Here is a 21071-nt window from a genome sequence, read left to right as displayed (position 1 = left end):
GATGGCGCGAATTTGTCTGCATGGCTTTGTGAACGGCAAGGTACAGGGGGTCTACTACCGTCAATCCACTCAGGAGCAGGCCGACCACCTGGAACTGGACGGCTGGGTTCGCAACCTGGCGGATGGCCGGGTCGAAGTGCTGATGGAAGGCGAGGAGGAGGCGGTACGGGCGTTGGCGGCCTGGCTGGAACAGGGACCGCCGGATGCGCAGGTGACCGAAGTGGTGCTTCAAGAGCAGCCTTTGCAGGGTATTACCGGTTTTATCGTGCGGCGCTGAGCCGGTGGAAGGGAGCGAGTCGGGCCCGCTCCCTGGCTGGCTCAGTCCGAATCACCGGGGTCCGCCGCCAGGCGCCCAGCATCCTTCATCAGGGAGTGGAGAAACTCTTCCTGAAGTTCCGGATCGTTGCGGGTCAGCTCGATCAGGCTCTGCTCCAGTTCGCTGGCTTCTTCTTCCAGGCCCAGTTCCGACAGGCGCTTGACCCGATGGACCCACTGCGGCACCTCGTCGTCTTCAAGGTCCTCGAAGATCAGTCCATGGGCTTCCACCAGTTTGCCGCGAAGGGCGTGGCTGATGCCGAGCGTGGCATCGGCCCGCGCGTTGTCCTGGGGATCTTCGACGCTCAGCTGGAGTTTGCCGATATGGCTGACGTCTTGCTCGGCAAAAGGCCCGTCCAGCAGATTCAGGCGCAGGATGCCGTGGCGGTCGGTGACCAGTTCGTGGGTCTGGGTTCCAGCCTTGACCTGCACCGGACGCTCCGCCCAGGGCAGGCTGGAATACTCCATGCGCTTATCCAGCTGCTTCTCGTCGATGGCAGCGAGGTTCTGCTCGGAGCGGCCGTTGGATTCCACGTTCATGGCCGGGTTGAGGCCGGCGAAGCCGTAGCTGATCCAGTCCTTGGTGGCCGTGTCCGGCAGGCTGCCGAGCAGTAGCACGTTGAGCACGTTGGCGCCGACGCCAGCGACCACCGCCACCGCGCCCAGGGGGACTTCATACAGCTCCCGCCAGGGCTGGTAGGGGGTGTAGCGATCGTAATGGCGGCTGACCTCGAACTCAGTGACTTCGAAGGTCTTCTGCTCGTTGATGCGGATGCGTCGTTGCGGAAGTTCCAGCACCTGTGGATCGCCAACTTCGATCTGCAGGCTGTGGTTGAGCAGTTTGCGCTCGACACGTTCCTCGTGTTCGCTGCGCTGCGGCAGGTGGTTGGCACAGCCGCTGACGAAGAGGGTGCCGCACAGGGCGGCACCCACGAGGGGATAGGAACTACGCTTGGACATTTTCTCGATCAGCGATTCACGCGGGCGGTGATGAAGGAGAGCACGTCGGCAGCCGGTACGATCTGGCTGTCGGATTCACGGCGGCTCTTGTATTCCAGGTTGCCTTCGGCCAGGCCACGTTCGCTTACCACGATCCGGTGCGGAATGCCGATCAGCTCCATGTCGGCGAATTTGACGCCGGGGCTGGTCTTCTTGTCGCGGTCGTCCAGCAGTACATCGACGCCGGCTGCGCGCAGCTCGGCGTAGAGCTTGTCGGTGGCTTCCTTGACGGCAGGCGTTTCGTACTTGAGCGGAACCAGGGCCACCTGGAAGGGGGCCAGCGCCTGCGGCCAGAGAATGCCGCGCTCGTCGTAGTTCTGTTCGATGGCGGCGGCCACCACACGGGATACGCCGATGCCATAGCAGCCCATGATGAGGGTTACCGGCTTGCCACTCTCGCCGAGGACGTTCAGCTTCATCGCCTCGCTGTACTTGGTGCCCAGCTGGAAGATGTGGCCGACTTCGATGCCTCGCTTGATGACCAGGGTGCCCTTGCCGTCCGGGCTCGGGTCGCCTGCCACTACGTTGCGCAGGTCAGCGACGTCCGGCAGCGGCAGGTCGCGCTCCCAGTTGACGCCGAAATAGTGCTTGTCGTCGATGTTGGCGCCGATGGCGAAGTCGCTCATCAGGGCCACGGAGCGGTCCACCACACAGGGCAGCGGCAGATTCCGCGGGCCGAGGGAGCCAGCGCCGGCACCGATGGCCTGGCGCAGTTCGGCTTCGCTGGCGAATACCAGCGGGCTGGCGACCTGGGGCAGGTTGGCAGCCTTGATTTCGTTCAGTTCGTGGTCGCCGCGGACGATCAGCGCGATCAGGGTGCCTTCTTCGGCGCCATGGACCACAAGGGTCTTGATGGTTTTCTCGATCGGCAGGCTGAAGTTCTCCACCAGATCGGCGATGGTCTTGGTGTTCGGGGTGTCGACCAGCTTCAGTTCCTGGCTCGGGGCGGGACGCGCGGTCTCGCGGGGCAGGGCTTCGGCCTTCTCGACGTTGGCGGCGTAGTCGGAGCTGTCGCTGAAGGCGATGTCGTCTTCACCGGACTCGGCCAGTACGTGGAACTCGTGGGAGCCGGTACCGCCGATGGAGCCGGTGTCGGCCAGCACGGGGCGGAAATCCAGACCCAGGCGACTGAACACGTTGCAGTAGGCCTGGTGCATGCGGTCGTAGGTTTCCTGCAGCGATTCCTGGTTCATGTGGAAGGAGTAGGCGTCCTTCATCACGAACTCGCGGCCGCGCATCAGGCCGAAGCGCGGACGGATTTCATCACGGAACTTGGTCTGGATCTGGTAGAAGTTGATCGGCAGCTGCTTGTAGCTGTTCAGCTCATTGCGCGCCATGTCAGTGATGACTTCTTCGTGGGTCGGGCCGACGCAGAATTCGCGTTCATGGCGGTCGTGCAGGCGCAGCAGCTCGGGGCCGTATTGCTCCCAGCGGCCAGACTCCTGCCACAGCTCTGCAGGCTGTATTGCGGGCATCAGCACTTCCAGGGCACCGGCGGCGTTCATCTCTTCGCGGACCACCGTCTCGACCTTGCGCAGCACCCGCAGGCCCATTGGCAGCCAGGTATAAAGACCGGAGGCGAGCTTGCGGATCATGCCGGCGCGCAGCAGCAGCTGGTGGCTGATCACCACGGCATCGGCGGGGGTTTCCTTGAGGGTAGACAGCAGGTACTGACTGGTACGCATGTTTGGCCGTTATGTCGGTTGCGATGGGTTTGAATGGCTCGGCATTGTACGGCCCTGATCAAGTTGCGTACAGGATTGCGGTCCGGAAGACGGAGGAGGGCGACGTGGTGGGGCTCACGGCAGTACAGGTAGAGGCACTGATTCGGGATGGCGTTCCCATGGCGGACGACATCGACCTGCGGATCGAGCAGCTGGATGACAAGGGCGCGCTGGCGCGGGTGCCCTTCCAGCCCAAACTGGTGCGTCCGGGCGGCACCTTGTCCGGTCCGACCATCATGGCGCTGGCTGATGCGGCGATGTATGCCGTGGTACTGGGGAAGTTGGGCAAGGTTGAGATGGCAGTGACGTCCAACTTGAACATCAATTTCCTGTCCCGGCCAAGACCGGTGGATCTATTCGCCGAAGCGCGGATACTCAAACTTGGTCGGCGTCAAGCGGTATGTGAAGTTTCACTCTTTTCCGATGGCAGCGAAGATGATCTCGTCGCCCATGTGACTGGCACTTACGCTCTGCCGTTAATTGGTTAAAGTTTGAACAGTTGTTTGATAGAAATTTGATCGACTCTGGAGTCAAGTTCTTCCCAAAAAGAAACCCGGCCTAGGCCGGGTTTCTTTTATCACGTACGTATACGCAGGGGATATTACAGGATATCCAGCGGGTACTCGGTGATTACGCGAACTTCGTCGTTGGCAGTGCCGCCAGCGGAGCCGAAGAAGGCCATGTCGCTGTTGGCACGCCAGCTGGCGTGACGAATGCGGATGGACAGGTCTTTGGCCGGGCCTTCCTGAACAACGTACTTGGCTTCGATGTCGCGTTCCCATTCCTTGCCGTCGTCGCCGATCTGGCCAGCGAAGGCACCGTTCGGGTCGGCCTTGGTGCCGTCAACGTCGTCACCGGTGATGTAGCGAGCCATGAAGCTCAGGCCGGGGATGCCATACTCAGCCATGTTCAGGTCGTAGCGAGCCTGGATGGACTTCTCGTTCGGACCGTTGAAGTCGGAGTACTGGACGGAGTTGGCCAGGAAGATGGAGTCGCCGGAGTTCTGGCCGTCCATCGAGATGTAGTCGAAGGGCTCGTCACCGTTGATCTTCTGGTAGGCCAGGGTGAACTTGTGGGCGCCGAGGGTGTAGGCAGCAGCCAGCGACCAGGCGTTGGAATCGAGCTCGCCGGCTTTGGCGTCGCCCTGATCGCTGGTGTGATAGATGTTGGCGTCGAAGTTCAGGGCCTGCTTGTCGCTGAGCGGAATGTTCCAGTTCAGGTTGCCGTAGTACTGGCGCCAGATGTCTTCCAGCTCGGCACCGTACAGGCTGGCGCTGACGTTGTCGGTGAAGGCGTAGGAACCGCCTACATAGTCGGCGCTGTTGCTGGCGATGCCGGTGTAGGTGGTGGTGATTTCGCCGTGGCGGTTGGTGGAGGCGCTACCGTCACGGATGGAGGTGAAGTGGCCGGCGTCGACGTTCAGGCCTTCGATCTCGCTGCTCAGCAGCTGGAAGCCTTCAGCGGAACCCGGGAACAGGCGAGCGGTACCGGTGGCGAATACCGGAGCGGTCGGGAAGAGGTTGCCGTACTTCAGCTGGGTGTTGGAGAACTGCGCTTTAACAGCGCCGCCAACATAGGAGTACTCGTCCTGGGAGCGACCGTCGGAGCCAGTCGGCAGCAGGCCGGTACCATTGGTGCCGTTGCCGCTGTCCAGCTTCAGGCCCAGCATGGCGTGGGCGTCAACGCCGAAGCCAACGGTGCCTTGGGTATAGCCGGACTCGTACATGGCGCTGATGCCATGGGCCCATTCTTTACGGTAGTTCTGGCTGGTGCTCGGATTGTTGCGGAAGTCGCGCCAGAAGAAGTAGTTCTTGTTCAGCAGGGTCAGGTTGCTGTCTTCTACGAAGCCCTTGGACTCTTCCTGGGCGCTGGCAAAAGCCAATTGCATGGTACCGGCGGTCACGGCCAGAGCCAGTGCGCTCCACTTCATCACTTGCATTGTGATTGCTCCTTTGGTTTTGAAGATTTTCGCCGCTTTCTTTAATTGATTGAAGGCGGTTCTTTCTTTTTGTGTCGGCGCTAACTTATAGCACGGCGACAATAATGGCGATAGTTGAATCCGGGTCCTTACGATTTCTTCACAGTGCTGTCGCGAATCGAGAAGAACTGTGTCGCATATCTATAGGTTTTGCCTTGCATCCCTTCGACCCCTATGTATCTGAGGCACTTTGCGGGTGGGGCTTTCCTTGCAGTTGTCCCCTGGTCCGCCTGTGACCTGGCACCTTTCAGGCAAAAAGCGTGCACAAACCGCGCCGGCTTGTGTGAATTTCTTCACGGGTCAGGTGGCGCGGTCGTTCCAGTGTGTCTAACTCCTGATGCTGGTGTGGCTGGAAAGGGAATGGGGTGCCCTGAAATGAGGCACGTTGCACGCCAGGTGGCTCTTGACAGTCATTCTCCGGAAGGCGTGCGGTGCGCCTGGCCCCGCGTCACGTTCGTCCAGATGTGGTGGTCGGTAACAATATGTTAACGATGCGCGATCCTGATGCGTGCGGTAACGCTCCTTCTGCCAGCTCCTCTTCTATATAGGTAGCCAGGGCAATCTTGTTTCGCTCGGCCCGAGGCTTGGCTATGCTGCGCGCCCTGACTTCAGCCGCCGGCTGGGGTGTTAAGCTCAGAATCCCAAACCGTCGAACAGGAGAGGCCAGTATGTTCGCCCTGGACCCAAGACTTCAGCAGGACACCCTGCCTATCGGTGATTTCCCCCTGTGTCGGCTGCTGCTGATGAACGATGCCCAGTACCCCTGGTTCATCCTGGTGCCGCGCCGCGAGGAGGTCAGCGAGCTGTTCCAGCTTGGCGACGACGAGCAGCGGCAACTCTGGCAGGAAACCACTTTCCTGGCGGAAACGCTCAAGGACACCTTTGGCGCCGACAAGATGAATGTCGCGACCTTGGGCAATATGGTCAGTCAGTTGCATATGCACGTGATCGTTCGCCGCCGTGGCGACGTGGCCTGGCCTGCACCGGTCTGGGGACGCCATCCGGCCGTGGCTTATTCTGCGGAGGAGGTGGCTGCCATTCGCGCCAAACTTCGCCTGGTGCTGGCCGATGATTTCCGCTTCCTGGAGGGCTGAGTCATGAGCCTGGAAATGCGCATCGCTGACCTGGAAAGCCGTCTGGCCTTCCAGGATGACACCATCCAGACCCTCAATGACGTGCTGGTGGAGCAGCAGCGGACGGTGGACCGTCTCCAGTTGCAGTTGGCGGCATTGGCCAAGCGGCAGGAAGAACTGCTCAGCCAGTTCGGCCCTGGCGAAGATGAGGCGCCGCCGCCTCATTACTGATTCCCCAAAGAAAAAGCCCGCCAATTGGCGGGCTTTTTTCATGGGTGCGCCAGGCATGGCGCGTAGCGCCGTGACTGGCGCTGTTCGGTTCACTGTGGTGGTGAACTGGACGACTTGGAGGTGGAAGTCCTCTGCACGCCCGGCAAGGGGAAGTGCTAGCGGAAGGCAAGGGTGTCGCGGGTGACTGCGAATCTGAAGGAAGCCGGAAGCAAATGGCTGGCCTGACGAACAGGAAGCGGATGGAGGCGGCGTAGCGGGGTGAGGCGGCCCAAATCGTCAAAGCCCGGTACTTGCACGGCACGCTACGACGTAAATCCGCCAGGCATAAGCCGGAAGGTCGCGCGAATTACCCTGGGAGATCTGTGCGCTTGCCAGCGTGCTANGGCCCGTGGAAGCGCTGGATGGCTGGGTGCGGCGGTTGCTGCGCAATGTGCTGTGGCGGCACTGGAAGCGACCGGTTACCCGGGCACGCATGCTGATGCGCCTGGGTTTACCGGAGGAGCGGGCCTGGAAGTCGGCCACCAACGGGCGCGGCCCCTGGTGGAACGCCGGTGCCCTGCACCTGCGGCAGGCGCTGCCGAAGAAGTGCTGGGACGCGCTTGGACTGGTGTCGATACTGGATACGATGACTCGGCTTAGCCGTATGACCTGAACCGCCGTATACGGAACCGTACGTACGGTGGTGTGAGAGGACGGTGGGGGCGACCCCACCTCCTACTCGATTCTGGCTCAGCGTCGGCTGGGTAGGGCGGCGATCACGTCTTCCGCCTGCAGGCCCTTGTCCCGCTGGATTACCGAGAACTCCACGCGCTGGCCCTCGATCAGCACGCGGTGGCCTTCGCCGCGAATGGCGCGAAAGTGCACGAAGATGTCATCCCCGGAGTCGCGGGAAATGAAGCCGAAACCTTTGGACGTGTTGAACCACTTCACGGTGCCGGTCTCGCGATTGGACAGATCCTGGGGCAGGGGGGCGGTCTGGGTGACCTTGCGCAGATTGATGGCCAGGTGAACTGCCACGGCCAGGATCAGGGGCAGGATGCTGACCAGAATGGCCGGCTGCTCGCCGACGGTCGGCAGAGGCGCGAGAAGGAACAGGGTCTGCAGGATCACCGCCAGCACCAGCAGGGCGGAGACCAGGTTCTGCAGTTGGTTGCGCAGGCCTTTCGCCCAGGTCGGAACCACCGGCGCCATCAGCAGGTTGAGCAGGCCGCAGAAGGCCAGGTACAGAGCATCGGGTTGTTGCAGGTAGGGCAGGGCATCAGCACGCAGACTCGGGATGAACGACAGCAGCAAAGCGGCAGCGCCCGTCAACAGATGGACGGTTTTCAGCATATTCAATGGATTCACCTTGGACACGGAATCTCTGACGGAAGAGCCGGACCGCGCGGGATGAAAATGGCGCGGGCGCCGGCCTATGCGGCATGACCCAGGATCGGCATGCGGCACGCGCTGTATTTAACAGGAAAGGGCAGGGCTACTCAAATCAAGCGGTTAGCGCAGGTTCAGGGGCCGGAGGGTGCACCTGATTGCGGCCGTTCCGCTTCGCCTGGTAGAGGGCGTCGTCGGCACGGGTGATGAGGCTTTCGAGGGTATCGCTGGGTTCGGCCAGGGCCAGGCCAAAGCTTGCGGTGATGGTGTCCAGGATCTGGTCCGTCCGACGGACCTTGACCCGCAGTGCCTGCATCTTGCCGCGCAGTTGTTCGGCGAAGGTGCGAGCTGACTCGAGATCCCGGCAATCGCGCAGCAGGACGCAGAACTCCTCACCGCCGTAGCGGCCCGCCATGGCGCGAGGGGGCAGCAGCTCACGCAGCAATTGGCCTACGTGCTGGAGTACACGATCGCCCAGTGGGTGGCCGAACTGGTCGTTGAACTGCTTGAAGTGGTCGATATCCAGCATGACCAGCGCCAATCGCTCCTGTCCGCTTTTAAGGGATTGCTCCAGCAGACGGGTGAATGCCTGGCGGTTGAATACCTGGGTCAGTCCATCCAGGGTGGCGGCCAGTTGAGCGCGCTCCAGCTCGTTGCGCAGGTGCTGAATTTCCGATTGTGCGGCGCGGAGGCGATAGAGGAACTGTTCCTGCTGTTCCTGCATCAGCTGCGTGCTTTCCTGGAGGTGGTTCAGCACGCTGGGCAGGTCATCGATGATGGGTTCGTGCAAGGCGGCCAGGCCCGCCGTCAGGCTTTGCTGGTAGGCCTGGCTACCGCTCACGCTGCGGCTGACGTCCACCTCGATGTCGTCCACCAGTTCGATGACTTGCTGCTGGCCCTGGCGTGCCTCTTCCAGCTCGCCGCGAATAATGAATTCGCGAAACAGCTTGATGGCCGATTCCGGCGGAAAGACGTCGAAGTCCTTGGTGATCTTGTCCAGGCGGCGATTCAGGTCCGGTTCCAGGCCCTTGCTGTAGCTGTACCAGAGCGCATAGTGAATCGGATTCGGTGGAATGGCGTGGCGCACCATGTGAGGTACGGCCTGCTTCAAAAGGTCGGCGGCTTCTCGGGTTTCTTCGGGAAAAAGCTCAAGCAGCGACGGAGGTTTCGGAGGCTGGCTCATGCACTTCACTGTGGGGAGATATCGAATTGCCAGAGCATAGAGCAGGCGGACATTCGCGCATAGCAAAAGGCCCGTCCTTCCGGGCCTTTTGCTGCACTTTCAGTCAGGCTGCGAGCAGGCTGCGAAGCATCCAGGCGGTCTTTTCATGGACCTGCATGCGTTGGGTGAGGAGATCGGCGGTGGGTTCGTCGCTGACCTTGTCCAGCAGCGGGAAGATGCCGCGGGCGGTACGCACCACCGCTTCCTGACCCTGTACCAGTTGCTTGATCATGTCCTCGGCAGACGGCACGCCTTCTTCTTCCTTGATGGACGACAGGCGGGAATAGGCGGCGTAGGTGCCCGGAGCCGGGAAGCCCAGGGCGCGGATGCGCTCGGCGATGGCGTCTACAGCCAGGGACAGTTCGTTGTATTGCCCCTCGAACATCAGGTGTAGCGTGTTGAACATCGGACCGGTCACGTTCCAGTGGAAGTTGTGGGTCTTGAGATAGAGGGTGTAGGTATCGGCCAGCAGACGGGACAGGCCCTCGGCGATGGCTGCGCGATCCTGCTCGGCAATTCCGATGTTGATTTCCATACCAATTCTCCTGTCGGTAGCTTATGGCCCGGATCGGGTCCGTGATGGGCAGAGCCTAACATGGCTCGGGCGTGGGTCTGTCTTGTCTTCCATCAATGATCGCGATGGTTATAAGTCATTGGCTTCTACGCGATTCAGCCCTTTTTCATCAGCTTGCCCAGCAGGCGGGGGTAGGCGGCCGGCAGCAGTCGCTGCAAGTGATCGAGGAAGCGTGCGTCGGCCCCGACCATGATGCGTGGCCGGCCAGACTGGACGCCCTTGATGATGATCCCGGCGGCCTGCTCGGCGGAGGTGCGGGCCAATCGATCGAACCGGGCGGCGGCCCGGCTGGCATCCGTCCTGCCGTCAGCACCCTGGTAGAAGCGCGCAGAGCGGGCAATATTGGTGCGAATTCCGCCAGGATGGACGCAAGTGACCTTGATGGGCGTGCGGTGGAGTTCCTGGCGCAGCGCTTCGGTGAAACCTCGTACGGCGAACTTGCTGGCGTTGTAGGCGCCCTGGGTGGGCACGCTGACGATGCCGAAGATGCTCGACAGATTGACGATATGGCCTTCACCCTGGGCCAGGAGGTGGGGCAGGAAGGCCTTGGTCCCATGGACCACTCCCCAGAAGTTGATGCCCATCAGCCATTCGAAGTCGTCGTAGCGGAGCTCGGCGATGGTCTGCGAAACGGTCACGCCGGCGTTGTTGATCACCAGATGGGCGCCGCCGTGGTGAGTCATGACCCGGTCGGCAAAGACGTGCACAGCGTCGCGGTCGGCGACATCCAGCACATGGGTGGATAGTCGCAGGCCTTCGCGGCGCAATGGTGCGGCGGTGGCTTCCAGGCTGTCGGCGTCTATGTCGGCGAGGGCAAGATGGCAACCCTGGGCGGCCAACTGGCCGGCCAGGGCCCGGCCGATACCGGAACCTGCACCCGTGATGACGGCGACCTTCCCTGCAAACGATGGCATCCTTTCTCTCCCTGTGCGCTCGCCTCCGTCCGTCGGGCGAGTGCTGGCGAGCTTAGTCACTGCCCTTCGGCCCAGCAAGGCGGGCAGGCCGGGCCGTGCCTTCTGGTGGCGGCCGGGCGGCTGTGTTTTGTCAATGTATCTCTATATAATTCCGCTCTTTGCCGCGAACCCCGGCCTGTCCGGCAAGGGGTTGCACCTCCGCCGGATGCTCCGCCGCCCATGGGGCGGACGAATTCACGACTCAAGAGAAGCGAAACACGACCATGATGCGCAGCCACTATTGCGGCCAACTGAACGAGAGCCTGGATGGCCAGGAAGTCACCCTCTGCGGTTGGGTACACCGCCGCCGCGACCACGGCGGGGTCATTTTCCTCGACATCCGTGACCGCGAAGGCCTGGCTCAGGTTGTATTCGACCCGGACCGCGTAGAAACCTTCGCCCGCGCCGACCGTGTGCGCAGTGAGTATGTGGTGAAGATCACCGGCAAGGTGCGTCTGCGTCCGGAAGGCGCGCGCAACGCCAACATGGCGTCCGGTGCCATCGAAGTGCTGGGTTACGAGCTGGAAGTGCTGAACCAGGCCGAAACCCCGCCGTTCCCGCTGGACGAATACTCCGACGTGGGCGAGGAAACCCGCCTGCGCTACCGCTTCATCGACCTGCGCCGTCCGGAAATGGCCGCCAAGCTGAAGCTGCGCGCGCGCATCACCAGCAGTATTCGTCGCTACCTGGACGAAAACGGCTTCCTCGATGTGGAAACCCCGATCCTCGGCCGTCCGACGCCTGAAGGCGCGCGCGACTACCTGGTGCCGAGCCGTACCTACCCGGGCCACTTCTTCGCCCTGCCGCAGTCGCCCCAGCTGTTCAAGCAGCTCCTGATGGTGGCCGGCTTCGACCGCTACTACCAGATCGCCAAGTGCTTCCGCGACGAAGACCTGCGTGCCGACCGCCAGCCGGAATTCACCCAGATCGACATCGAGACCAGCTTCCTCGAAGAAAGCGACATCATCCACATCACCGAGAAGATGGTGCGCCAGCTGTTCAAGGAAGTGCTGAACGTCGAGTTCGACGAATTCCCGCACATGCCCTTCGAAGAGGCCATGCGCCGCTACGGTTCGGACAAGCCGGACCTGCGGATCCCGCTGGAACTGGTTGACGTCGCCGACCAGCTGAATGAAGTGGAATTCAAGGTGTTCTCCGGCCCGGCCAACGATCCGAAAGGTCGCGTTGCCGCCCTGCGTGTCCCGGGTGCCGCTTCCATGCCGCGCAGCCAGATCGACGACTACACCAAGTTCGTCGGCATCTACGGTGCCAAGGGCCTGGCCTACATCAAGGTCAACGAGCGCGCGAAGGGCGTCGAAGGCCTGCAGTCGCCCATCGTCAAGTTCATCCCCGAAGAGAATCTGAATGTGATCCTCGATCGCGTTGGCGCGGTTGATGGCGACATCGTGTTCTTCGGCGCCGACAAGGCCAAGATCGTTTGCGACGCCCTGGGCGCGCTACGTATCAAGGTCGGCCACGACCTCAAGCTGCTCACCAAGGAGTGGGCGCCGATGTGGGTCGTGGACTTCCCGATGTTCGAAGAGAACGATGACGGCAGCCTGACTTCGCTGCACCACCCGTTCACCTCGCCCAAGTGCACCCCGGAAGAGCTGGAAGCCAACCCGGCTGCGGCCCTGTCCCGCGCCTACGACATGGTGCTCAACGGCACCGAACTGGGCGGCGGCTCCATCCGTATCCACGACAAGTCCATGCAGCAGGCGGTGTTCCGCGTACTCGGCATCGACGATGCGGAACAGGAAGAGAAGTTCGGCTTCCTCCTCGATGCGCTGAAGTACGGCGCGCCGCCGCACGGTGGCCTGGCGTTTGGCCTGGACCGACTGGTGATGCTGATGACCGGCGCTTCGTCGATCCGCGAAGTGATTGCCTTCCCGAAAACCCAGAGCGCCGGCGACGTCATGACCCAGGCACCGGGTACCGTGGATGCCAAGGCCCTGCGCGAGCTGAACATCCGCCTGCGCGAGCAGGCCAAGGCCGAGTAAGTAGAACCAACCCGAGACGACGCCACAGGGCGCCGTCCGTTCAGTAGAGTACGGAGTCAGTTATGGCTGGTCATTCCAAATGGGCCAACATCAAGCACCGCAAAGAACGGCAGGACGCCAAGCGCGGCAAGATCTTCACCAAGCTCATTCGTGAGCTGACCGTTGCAGCCAAGCACGGCGGCCCGAGCCCGGCGGACAACCCGCGCCTGCGCCTGGCCGTGGACAAGGCACTGACCGCGAACATGACCCGCGACACCATTGATCGCGCCATTGCCCGTGGCGCCGGCTCCAACGACGCCGACAACATGGTGGAGCTGAGCTACGAAGGTTACGCGCCGAGCGGTGTGGCCATCATCGTCGAAGCCATGACCGACAACCGCAACCGCACCGCGGCCGAAGTGCGTCACGCCTTCAGCAAGTGCGGCGGTAACTTGGGCACCGACGGCTCGGTGGCCTATATGTTCGATCGCAAGGGCCAGATCAGCTACGCCCCCGGCGTCAACGAAGAAGCCCTGATGGAGGCGGCGCTGGAAGCCGGCGCCGATGACGTGGTGGCCGAAGAAGATGGCTCCGTCGAGGTTTACACCACCTTCGCCGACTTCCTCTCGGTGAACGAGGCACTGACCGCCGCCGGCTTCAAGGGTGACGAGGCCGAAGTGGCGATGATCCCGTCCATCACTGCGCCCATCGCCGACCTGGAAACCGCGCAGAAGGTCATGAAGCTGATCGACATGCTGGAAGACCTGGACGACGTCCAGAACGTCTACCACAACGCCGAAATCTCTGACGAAATCATGGAGCAGCTGGGCTGAGCCCTGGTGTGATCCCGAAGCCGGAAGTCGCCGCGCGCGCTTCCGGCTTTTTTGTTGGCGGGCCACTCCGTATACTCGCGGCTGGATAAATAGACAGTGTGCCGACCCCGGGTCGGCCCGTGGAACCTACGGCGGCATGACCCTGATTCTTGGTATCGACCCCGGCTCCCGCATCACCGGTTACGGCGTGGTCCGTGACACCGGACGCGGTTGCGAGTACATCGCGTCCGGCTGCATCCGCACCGGCGCCGGTGAGTTGCCGGAACGCCTGCAGATCGTCTTTCGTGGCGTGAGCGAAGTGATCCGCACCTATGGGCCAGTGACCATGGGTATTGAACAGGTGTTCATGGCGCGCAACGCCGATTCCGCGCTCAAGCTGGGCCAGGCCCGTGGTGCGGCCATCGTCGCGGCCGCAGAGGCTGGGCTGGAGATCGCCGAATACACCGCCAGCCAGGTCAAGCAGGCCATCGCCGGTACCGGTGGTGCTGACAAGCAGCAGGTGCAGATGATGGTCATGCACCTGCTCAAGCTGGTGCAGAAGCCCCAGATCGACGCCTCCGATGCCCTGGCCATTGCCCTGTGCCATGCGCACCACCGGCAGAGCCTGATTCCCCACGGCCTCGCCACCGCCAAGCGGCGGGGCGGCCGGCTTCGTTTGTAATTTCATTTAAGGACGCACTTCGTGATTGGACGTTTGCGTGGCACCTTGGCGGAGAAACAGCCGCCGCACCTGATCCTCGACGTCAACGGCGTCGGCTACGAGCTGGAAGTGCCCATGACCACGCTCTATCGCCTGCCGTCGGTGGGCGATCCGGTGACCCTGCACACCCATCTGGTGGTGCGCGAAGACGCCCATCTGCTCTTCGGCTTCTACGAGAAACGGGACCGTGAGCTGTTTCGTGAGCTGATCCGTCTCAATGGCGTGGGGCCGAAACTGGCCCTGGCGCTGATGTCCGGCCTGGAAGTGGACGAACTGGTGCGCTGCGTGCAAGCCCAGGACACCTCGATCCTGGTGAAGATACCGGGTGTCGGCAAGAAGACTGCCGAACGCCTGTTGGTAGAGCTGAAGGACCGATTCAAGGCCTGGGAAAGCATGCCGGTCATCGCTCCCCTGGTGGTCGAACCCCGGCTCGGCGTGGCAGTCTCCAGCGCTGAGAATGACGCGCTCAGTGCGCTGATCGCCCTCGGCTTCAAGCCCCAGGAAGCCAGCCGCGCCGTTTCCGCCGTGAAGGAAGAAGGGCTGTCCAGCGAAGAAATGATCCGCCGCGCCCTGAAAGGAATGGTGTAAACCCGCATGATCGAAGCCGACCGCCTCATCACTTCCAGCAGCCGTGACCGCGACGAGCAACTGGACCGTGCCATCCGTCCGCTGAAGCTGGCTGACTACGTCGGCCAGCCGGTGGTGCGCGAGCAGATGGAGCTGTTCATTCAGGCTGCCAGGGGGCGGGCCGAGGCGCTCGACCATACGCTGATCTTCGGCCCTCCCGGCCTTGGCAAGACCACCCTGGCCAACATCATCGCCAGCGAAATGGGTGTGGCGATCAAGAGCACTTCCGGCCCCGTTCTGGAGCGCCCAGGCGATCTGGCGGCGCTCTTGACCAACCTGGAAGCCGGCGACGTGCTCTTCGTCGACGAGATTCACCGCCTCTCGCCCATCGTGGAAGAAGTGCTCTACCCGGCGATGGAAGACTTCCAGCTCGACATCATGATCGGTGAAGGCCCGGCGGCCCGCTCCATCAAGCTGGACCTGCCGCCTTTCACCCTGGTGGGCGCCACCACCCGCGCCGGCATGCTGACCAACCCGCTGCGGGACCGTTTCGGTATCGTCCAGCGCCTGGAGTTCTACAGCACCCAGGACCTGGCCACCATCGTCGCCCGTTCTGCCGGCATCCTCGGCCTGCATATCGAGCCGGAAGGTGCCTTCGAAATCGCCCGCCGCGCCCGTGGTACGCCGCGTATCGCCAACCGCCTGTTGCGCCGCGTGCGGGACTTTGCCGAAGTGCGCGGACAGGGCCAGATCACCTGTGCCATCGCCGACAAGGCGCTGAATCTGCTGGATGTGGATGAACGTGGCTTCGATCACCAGGACCGACGTCTCCTGCTGACCATGATCGACAAGTTCGATGGCGGTCCGGTGGGCATCGACAACCTGGCGGCGGCCATCAGCGAAGAGCGTCACACCATCGAAGATGTCCTCGAGCCCTACCTGATCCAGCAGGGCTACATCATGCGGACGCCGCGGGGGAGGGTAGTGACCCGTCACGCATACCTGCACTTCGGGCTCAACCTGCCCAAGCGCATGGCGGACAATCCGACCGCTGATTTGTTCGGTTCGGGTGACGAATAGCGACTTTTGTGGTCGAAGCGCTCGGCAGGGACGCATTCATGAAAAAACAGTTGCCTGGCCGGATTGGCAACCTTAGGAGTAAGCACTAGAGTATGCGCGCGCAAAATGGGGCCCAGCCATTCCAGCATCGTTGTCGTGTCTATTACGAAGACACCGATGCCGGCGGCATCGTCTACTACGTCAATTACCTCAAGTTCATGGAGCGGGCTCGAACCGAGCGTCTGCGGAGCCTGGGCTTTGCCCAGTCCGAGCTGGTCGGGGAGAACCTGCTGTTCGTCGTTCATTCAGCCGAGGCGCGCTATGTGGCGCCCGCCAAGCTGGACGACGAGCTGAATGTCAGTGCCGAGGTCATGGAGTTGAACCGTGCCAGCCTGCGTTTTCGTCAACAGGTGAGACGAGCCGCCGATGACGCATTGCTATGCGAAGGGCAGTTCCTGGTCGCCTGTGTGCGTGCCGACAGTTTGAAACCCCGGGCGATTCCCGAAGCGCTGCGTGAAGCCTTCGCCGCCGACCCGGGTCTATTCCCAGCAGGAGATTAAGCGTGGAAGCCAACGTCGTCGACCATACCTCCATGTGGAGCCTGATCAGCAACGCCAGCATCGTGGTGCAGCTGGTCATGCTGACCCTGGTGGCCGCCTCGGTCACCTCCTGGATCATGATCTTCCAGCGCAGCAACCTGCTGCGTGCCGCCAAGAAGTCCCTGGAGACTTTCGAAGAGCGCTTCTGGTCCGGTATCGACCTGTCCAAGCTGTACCGTCAGGCAGGCAGCAACCCCGACCCGGACTGCGGCGTCGAGCAGATCTTCCGCGCCGGCTTCAAGGAATTCTCCCGCCTGCGTCAGCAGGCCGGTGTCGATCCGGATGCCGTGATGGAAGGTGTGTCCCGTGCCATGCGCGTCGCCATTTCCCGTGAAGAAGAGAAGCTCGAGCAGAGCCTGCCCTTCCTCGCCACCGTGGGTTCCACCAGCCCTTATATCGGCCTGTTCGGTACCGTGTGGGGCATCATGAACTCCTTCCGTGGTCTGGCCCAGGTGCAGCAGGCGACTCTGGCCACCGTGGCCCCCGGCATCGCCGAGGCCCTGATCGCCACCGCGATTGGCCTGTTCGCCGCGATTCCGGCTGTTATCGCCTACAACCGCTTCTCCGCTCGTGGCGAGACCCTGATCGGTCGTTACTACACCTTCGCCGACGAGTTCCAGGCCATCCTGCACCGCAAAGTGCACACCAGCGACGAGTAAGTCGCCGGGACCCTGAGAGGAAAGGTTTCAAGCCATGGCCAGAATTCGCCACAAACGCAAACCGGTCGCCGAGATGAACGTCGTGCCTTACATCGACGTCATGCTCGTGCTGCTGGTGATCTTCATGGTCACCGCACCCATGCTCAACCAGGGTGTCAAGGTCGACCTGCCGAAGGTTTCCAGCGAGGCCCTGCCGCAGGACAACAACGCCCGCGTCCTGACCATCTCGATCAAGGCCGACAAGTCCTACTACTGGAACATGGGTGAAGAGGTCGACACCGATCAGAGCAAGAAGAGCGAGACCTCGGTTTCGCTGGACGCACTGGTTCAGGCGGCCTCCGGCATCATGGCCGAGAACAGCCGCCAGGGTAAGACCGTGCAGGTCTTCGTCCGCGGCGACAAATCGGTCGACTACGGCGCCGTAATGGCCGTGATGGGCGGCCTGCAGAAGGCCGGTGTGGCCAACGTCGGGCTGATCACCGAGGCGCCCTGATGCAACAGCAGAGCGAACGCTCCTCCTCGGAAAGCTACTTCTGGCCGACCATCTGGGCCGTGTCCCTGCACGCCCTGATGTTCGGCATGCTGTTCGTCAGCTTCGCCTTCACCCCGGAACTGCCGCCCGCCCGGCCCATCGTCCAGGCCACCCTTTACCAGCTGAAGTCCCAAAGCCAGGCTACCAAGCAAACTAATCAGAAGATCGCTGGCGAGGCCAAGAAGACCGCTGCGCCACAGTTCGAAACTGAGCAGCTGGAGCAGAAAAAGGCCGACGAGCAGAAGGTAGCGGCGGCCAAGGCGGCGGAACAAAAGAAAGCTGACGACGCTCGAAAGGCCGAAGCCGAGCAGAAGGCCGAGGAAGCCAAGCAGGTAGCCGAGGCCAAGAAAGCCGAAGAGGCGAAGAAGGCCGAAGAGAAAAAGCAGGCTGACATCGCGAAGAAGAAGGCCGCTGAAGAGGCGAAGAAACAAGCCGCCGAAGAGGCCAAGAAAAAGGCCGCTGAAGAGGCGAAGAAGAAGGCAGTGGCCGAGGCAGCCAAGAAGAAGGCTGCGGAAGAGGCCAAGAAGAAAGCCACCGCCGACGCCGCGAAGAAGAAAGCGGCAGAGGAAGCCAAGCGCAAGGCCGTCGATGACAAGAAAGCCGCTGCGCTGGCTGAGTTGCTTTCTGACGACGTGGAGCGCGAAGCAACACTAGCTGACGAGGTCGGTGACCAGGTCGCTGGCAGTCTCGATGACCTGATCATCAAGCTGGTCAGCGAACAATGGCGTCGTCCGCCATCGGCGCGTAATGGCATGAGCGTAGAAGTGCTGATCGAGATGTTGCCGGATGGCACCATCACCAACGCCAGCGTGACCCGTTCCAGCGGCGATTCGCCCTTCGACCAGTCGGCCGTCAGTGCCGTCCGCAGCGTCGGGCGCATCCCCGAAATGCAACAACTTGACCGCGCGACCTTTGACCAGATGTACAGGCAGCGCCGCGTCATCTTCAAACCGGAGGACTTGAGTCTGTGAACAACCTGATTCGTATCGTCCTGCTCGGAGTGGCCATGCTGGTCGGCTCCGTCCAGGCCGCCGACCCGCTGGTAATTACCAGCGGTACCGACCGGGCGACCCCGATCGCCGTGGTGCCCTTTGGCTGGCAGGGCGGCACCGTGCTGCCCACCGACATCTCCGAAGTGGTCGGCAATGACCTGCGCAACTCGGGCTATTTCGAGCCGATCCCGCGCCAGAACATGATCAGCCTGCCGAGCCAGGCCAGCGAAGTGATCTACCGCGACTGGAAGGCCCTGGGCGCCCAGTACGTGCTGGTAGGCAGCATCGTTCCTGCCGGCGGCCGCCTGCAGGTGCAGTTCGCCCTGTTCAACGTCACCACTGAGCAACAGGTCATGGCGGGCAACGTCAGCGGCTCCACCGACCAGCTGCGTGACATGGCGCACTACATCGCCGACCAGTCTTTCGAGAAGCTCACCGGCATCAAGGGTTCCTTCTCCACCCGTATGCTGTACGTGACCGCCGAACGCTTCTCGGTGAACAACACCCGCTACACCCTGCAGCGCTCCGACTATGACGGCCAGCGCGCCGTGACCCTGCTGCAGTCCCGTGAGCCCATCCTGTCGCCGCGCTACGCGCCGGACGGTCGCCGCATCGCCTATGTGTCCTTCGAGCAGAAGCGCCCGCGCATCTTCGTCCAGCACATCGACACCGGCCGCCGTGAGCAGATCACCAACTTCGAGGGCCTGAACGGCGCCCCGGCCTGGTCGCCGGACGGCAACCGCCTGGCGTTCGTGCTGTCTCGCGATGGCAACCCGGAGATCTACGTGATGGACCTGGGCAGCCGCCAGATCCGCCGCGTGACCAACAACATGGCGATCGACACCGAGCCCTTCTGGGGCGCGGACGGCCAGACCATCTATTTCACCTCGGATCGTGCCGGCAAGCCGCAGATCTACAAGACCGGCATCGGCGGCGGTGAGCCGCAGCGTGTGACTTTCGTGGGCAACTACAACGCCAACCCGAAGCTCTCGGCCGATGAAAAAATGCTGGTGATGATCCACCGTCAGGACGGCTTCACCAACTTCAAGGTGGCTGCACAGGATCTGACCCGCTCTGGCTCGGCCCCGCGCATCCTCTCCGGCACCACCCTGGACGACTCGCCCACTGTTGCGCCTAATGGCACCATGCTAATCTACGCAACTCGCCAGCAGGGGGGCGGCGTGCTGATGCTCGTGTCTACAAACGGGCGCGTACGAGTCCCGATTCCCACAGTTCAGGGCGACATTCGCGAACCTTCCTGGTCGCCGTACCTGAACTGAAGCGGTCATTAAAAATACCTTTGCTAAACACACCTGGGGTTCATTAGGAGTTACATGATGGAAATGCTGAAATTCGGCAAATTTGCCGCTCTCGCTCTGGCCATGGCCGTAGCTGTTGGTTGCTCGTCCAAAGGCGGCGAAGGCACTGGCGAAGGTGCCGTTGACCCGAACGCTGGCTACAACGCCGGTGGTAGCGGTGTAGATGGCAGCATGAGCGAAGAAGCCGCTCTGCGCGCTATCACCACCTTCTACTTCGAGTACGACAGCTCCGACCTGAAGCCGGAAGCCATGCGCGCTCTGGACGTACACGCCAAAGACCTGAAGGCCAACGGCAACCGCGTTGTCCTGGAAGGCCACACCGACGAGCGTGGTACCCGCGAGTACAACATGGCTCTGGGTGAGCGTCGTGCCAAGGCCGTTCAGCGCTACCTGGTTCTGCAGGGCGTTTCCCCGGCTCAGCTGGAACTGGTTTCCTACGGCGAAGAGCGTCCGGTTGCTACCGGCAACGACGAGCAGTCCTGGGCCCAGAACCGCCGCGTCGAACTGCGCAAGTAATTCACTATGCGCAAATCCAGTCGTGCTCTGACTTTCCTGGCCCTCTCCAGCCTGCCGTTCGTGGCGCTGGCCGAGGTTCCCGTGGTGGATAACAACGCCGGTTACGGCGGCAGTTACCCGCCGGCCGGTTACGGTACGACTGGCGCTGCCTACGCTGGAACAGGAGCCCCCGCGGCCCCTGTTTCAGCGCAGGGCGAGCTGTTCATGCAGCTCCAGCAGATGCAGGAAGAGATTGCTCGCCTGCGCGGCATGGTCGAGGAGCAACAGTACGAAATCCAGCGCCTGAAGCAGGAAAGCCTGGAGCGTTACCAGGACCTCGATCGCCGTCTTTCCGGTGGTGCCGCTGCTGGCGCACCGGTAGCCCCGAATTCCCCAGCCGCTGGTGCACCTGCCGCCGACGGCGCCCCGGCCGCACCCGCGCAGCAACCGGCTGCCAGCAGCGAACCGGGCGATCCCGCCAAGGAAAAGCTCTACTACGATGCTGCCTTCGACCTGATCAAGGCGAAGGACTTCGACAAGGCCAGCCAGGCCTTCAATGCTTTCCTGCGCAAGTACCCCAACAGCCAGTACGCCGGCAACGCGCAGTATTGGCTGGGTGAAGTGAACCTCGCCAAGGGCGACCTGCAAGGCGCCAGCCAGGCCTTTGCTCGCGTTGGCCAGGCCTACCCGCAGCACCCGAAAGTACCGGACTCCCTGTACAAGCTTGCCGACGTCGAGCAGCGCATGGGCAACACCGCCAAGGCCAAGACCATCCTCCAGCAGGTCATTGCCCAGTTCCCCGGCAGCTCGGCGGCCCAGCTGGCACAGCGCGATCTACAGCGCCTGCCCTGATTCCTGAACCCAGGATCAAGAAAACCCGCGCTAGTCGCGGGTTTTTTC

General features: G+C 62.3%; 23 protein-coding genes and 2 pseudogenes. 17 read left to right on the top strand and 8 right to left on the bottom strand.

Annotated features, from left to right (window positions below):
- The first annotated feature begins 1 nt into the window (after position 1).
- Entirely contained in the window at positions 2 to 277 is a 276-nt protein-coding gene (locus TQ98_RS20765) for an acylphosphatase (RefSeq protein ID WP_044873848.1), read from the top strand.
- A 41-nt stretch (positions 278 to 318) separates the two neighbouring features.
- On the opposite strand, the gene TQ98_RS20760 is transcribed toward TQ98_RS20765, so the two are convergent.
- Both TQ98_RS20760 and TQ98_RS20755 read right to left on the bottom strand, forming a co-directional pair.
- Positions 319 to 1275 (bottom strand): hypothetical protein, encoded by a 957-nt coding sequence (locus TQ98_RS20760; protein WP_044873849.1) that lies wholly within the window; start codon positions 1273 to 1275, stop codon positions 319 to 321.
- Positions 1276 to 1283: 8 nt separating this feature from the next.
- A complete protein-coding gene (locus TQ98_RS20755; RefSeq protein WP_044873850.1) occupies positions 1284 to 2999 on the bottom strand; it encodes a proline--tRNA ligase in 1716 nt (571 codons plus the stop codon).
- 158 nt (positions 3000 to 3157) lie between these two features.
- Here TQ98_RS20755 and TQ98_RS20750 point away from each other — a divergent pair, with 158 nt between their 5' ends.
- Complete coding sequence (locus tag TQ98_RS20750; protein ID WP_044874137.1) at positions 3158 to 3526, top strand: PaaI family thioesterase; 369 nt, start codon at positions 3158 to 3160, stop codon at positions 3524 to 3526.
- Between the two features lie 113 nt (positions 3527 to 3639).
- Here TQ98_RS20750 and TQ98_RS20745 read toward each other — a convergent pair whose 3' ends face one another.
- Positions 3640 to 4977, bottom strand: a complete 1338-nt coding sequence (locus TQ98_RS20745) for an OprD family porin (protein ID WP_044873851.1) — start codon at positions 4975 to 4977, stop codon at positions 3640 to 3642.
- Positions 4978 to 5684: 707 nt separating this feature from the next.
- Here TQ98_RS20745 and TQ98_RS20740 point away from each other — a divergent pair.
- The 3 genes and pseudogenes from TQ98_RS20740 to TQ98_RS20730 form a co-directional block, all read left to right on the top strand.
- Positions 5685 to 6110, top strand: a complete 426-nt coding sequence (locus TQ98_RS20740; protein ID WP_044873852.1) for an HIT domain-containing protein — start codon at positions 5685 to 5687, stop codon at positions 6108 to 6110.
- A gap of 3 nt (positions 6111 to 6113) precedes the next feature.
- Positions 6114 to 6320, top strand: a complete 207-nt coding sequence (locus TQ98_RS20735; RefSeq protein ID WP_044873853.1) for a SlyX family protein — start codon at positions 6114 to 6116, stop codon at positions 6318 to 6320.
- A 385-nt stretch (positions 6321 to 6705) separates the two neighbouring features.
- Positions 6706 to 6972 (top strand): annotated as a pseudogene (locus TQ98_RS20730) (group II intron reverse transcriptase/maturase); the annotation flags it as partial.
- Between the two features lie 77 nt (positions 6973 to 7049).
- Here TQ98_RS20730 and TQ98_RS27945 read toward each other — a convergent pair.
- The 5 genes and pseudogenes from TQ98_RS27945 to TQ98_RS20710 all read right to left on the bottom strand — a co-directional run bounded on the left by TQ98_RS27945 (position 7050) and on the right by TQ98_RS20710 (position 10398).
- Positions 7050 to 7274 carry a cold-shock protein gene (locus tag TQ98_RS27945; protein WP_162945915.1) on the bottom strand — a complete coding sequence of 75 codons (225 nt, stop codon included), beginning with the start codon at positions 7272 to 7274 and terminating at the stop codon, positions 7050 to 7052.
- 54 nt (positions 7275 to 7328) lie between these two features.
- Positions 7329 to 7652 (bottom strand): annotated as a pseudogene (locus TQ98_RS28285) (cold shock domain-containing protein membrane protein); the annotation flags it as partial.
- A gap of 151 nt (positions 7653 to 7803) precedes the next feature.
- A complete protein-coding gene (locus TQ98_RS20720) occupies positions 7804 to 8871 on the bottom strand; it encodes a GGDEF domain-containing protein (RefSeq protein WP_044871490.1) in 1068 nt (355 codons plus the stop codon).
- Between the two features lie 103 nt (positions 8872 to 8974).
- Positions 8975 to 9445 (bottom strand): Dps family protein, encoded by a 471-nt coding sequence (locus tag TQ98_RS20715; protein ID WP_044871489.1) that lies wholly within the window; start codon positions 9443 to 9445, stop codon positions 8975 to 8977.
- A gap of 134 nt (positions 9446 to 9579) precedes the next feature.
- Positions 9580 to 10398: an SDR family NAD(P)-dependent oxidoreductase gene (locus TQ98_RS20710; RefSeq protein WP_044871488.1), complete on the bottom strand. Its 819-nt coding sequence runs from the start codon at positions 10396 to 10398 to the stop codon at positions 9580 to 9582.
- Positions 10399 to 10661: 263 nt separating this feature from the next.
- Between TQ98_RS20710 and aspS the strand changes: the two genes are divergently transcribed.
- From aspS to ybgF, 12 genes are all read left to right on the top strand, one after another.
- Positions 10662 to 12437 carry an aspartate--tRNA ligase gene (gene aspS, locus TQ98_RS20705; protein ID WP_103103032.1) on the top strand — a complete coding sequence of 592 codons (1776 nt, stop codon included), beginning with the start codon at positions 10662 to 10664 and terminating at the stop codon, positions 12435 to 12437.
- Between the two features lie 62 nt (positions 12438 to 12499).
- Positions 12500 to 13249 carry a YebC/PmpR family DNA-binding transcriptional regulator gene (locus TQ98_RS20700; RefSeq protein ID WP_044871487.1) on the top strand — a complete coding sequence of 250 codons (750 nt, stop codon included), beginning with the start codon at positions 12500 to 12502 and terminating at the stop codon, positions 13247 to 13249.
- A 136-nt stretch (positions 13250 to 13385) separates the two neighbouring features.
- On the top strand, positions 13386 to 13910 hold the full coding sequence (ruvC, locus tag TQ98_RS20695; protein WP_044871486.1) for a crossover junction endodeoxyribonuclease RuvC: 525 nt from the start codon (positions 13386 to 13388) through the stop codon (positions 13908 to 13910).
- 21 nt (positions 13911 to 13931) lie between these two features.
- Positions 13932 to 14537 (top strand): Holliday junction branch migration protein RuvA, encoded by a 606-nt coding sequence (ruvA, locus tag TQ98_RS20690; protein ID WP_044871485.1) that lies wholly within the window; start codon positions 13932 to 13934, stop codon positions 14535 to 14537.
- 6 nt (positions 14538 to 14543) lie between these two features.
- Entirely contained in the window at positions 14544 to 15596 is a 1053-nt protein-coding gene (gene ruvB / locus TQ98_RS20685; RefSeq protein WP_044871484.1) for a Holliday junction branch migration DNA helicase RuvB, read from the top strand.
- Positions 15597 to 15688: 92 nt separating this feature from the next.
- Positions 15689 to 16135, top strand: a complete 447-nt coding sequence (ybgC, locus tag TQ98_RS20680; RefSeq protein WP_044871483.1) for a tol-pal system-associated acyl-CoA thioesterase — start codon at positions 15689 to 15691, stop codon at positions 16133 to 16135.
- Between the two features lie 2 nt (positions 16136 to 16137).
- Positions 16138 to 16833, top strand: coding sequence for a protein TolQ (gene tolQ / locus TQ98_RS20675; RefSeq protein WP_044871482.1), 696 nt, complete (start codon positions 16138 to 16140; stop codon positions 16831 to 16833).
- 34 nt (positions 16834 to 16867) lie between these two features.
- On the top strand, positions 16868 to 17326 hold the full coding sequence (gene tolR, locus TQ98_RS20670) for a protein TolR (RefSeq protein WP_044871481.1): 459 nt from the start codon (positions 16868 to 16870) through the stop codon (positions 17324 to 17326).
- On the top strand, positions 17326 to 18336 hold the full coding sequence (gene tolA / locus TQ98_RS20665; RefSeq protein WP_103103031.1) for a cell envelope integrity protein TolA: 1011 nt from the start codon (positions 17326 to 17328) through the stop codon (positions 18334 to 18336). The genes tolR and tolA overlap by 1 nt, the downstream gene beginning before the upstream one ends.
- Positions 18333 to 19637, top strand: a complete 1305-nt coding sequence (gene tolB / locus TQ98_RS20660) for a Tol-Pal system beta propeller repeat protein TolB (protein WP_044871478.1) — start codon at positions 18333 to 18335, stop codon at positions 19635 to 19637. The genes tolA and tolB overlap by 4 nt, the downstream gene beginning before the upstream one ends.
- Before the next feature lie 57 nt (positions 19638 to 19694).
- Positions 19695 to 20192: a peptidoglycan-associated lipoprotein Pal gene (pal, locus tag TQ98_RS20655; protein ID WP_044871477.1), complete on the top strand. Its 498-nt coding sequence runs from the start codon at positions 19695 to 19697 to the stop codon at positions 20190 to 20192.
- A 6-nt stretch (positions 20193 to 20198) separates the two neighbouring features.
- The gene (ybgF, locus tag TQ98_RS20650; RefSeq protein ID WP_044871476.1) at positions 20199 to 21023 is read left to right on the top strand and encodes a tol-pal system protein YbgF; all 825 of its coding nucleotides are present in this window, start codon (positions 20199 to 20201) and stop codon (positions 21021 to 21023) included.
- Positions 21024 to 21071 lie beyond the last annotated feature (48 nt).

Source organism: Pseudomonas sp. LFM046, assembly GCF_000949385.2.
Taxonomy (GTDB): domain Bacteria; phylum Pseudomonadota; class Gammaproteobacteria; order Pseudomonadales; family Pseudomonadaceae; genus Metapseudomonas.
The sequence above is the reverse complement of the archived record's forward strand: the minus strand, read 5'-3'. Positions and strand labels throughout refer to the sequence as shown.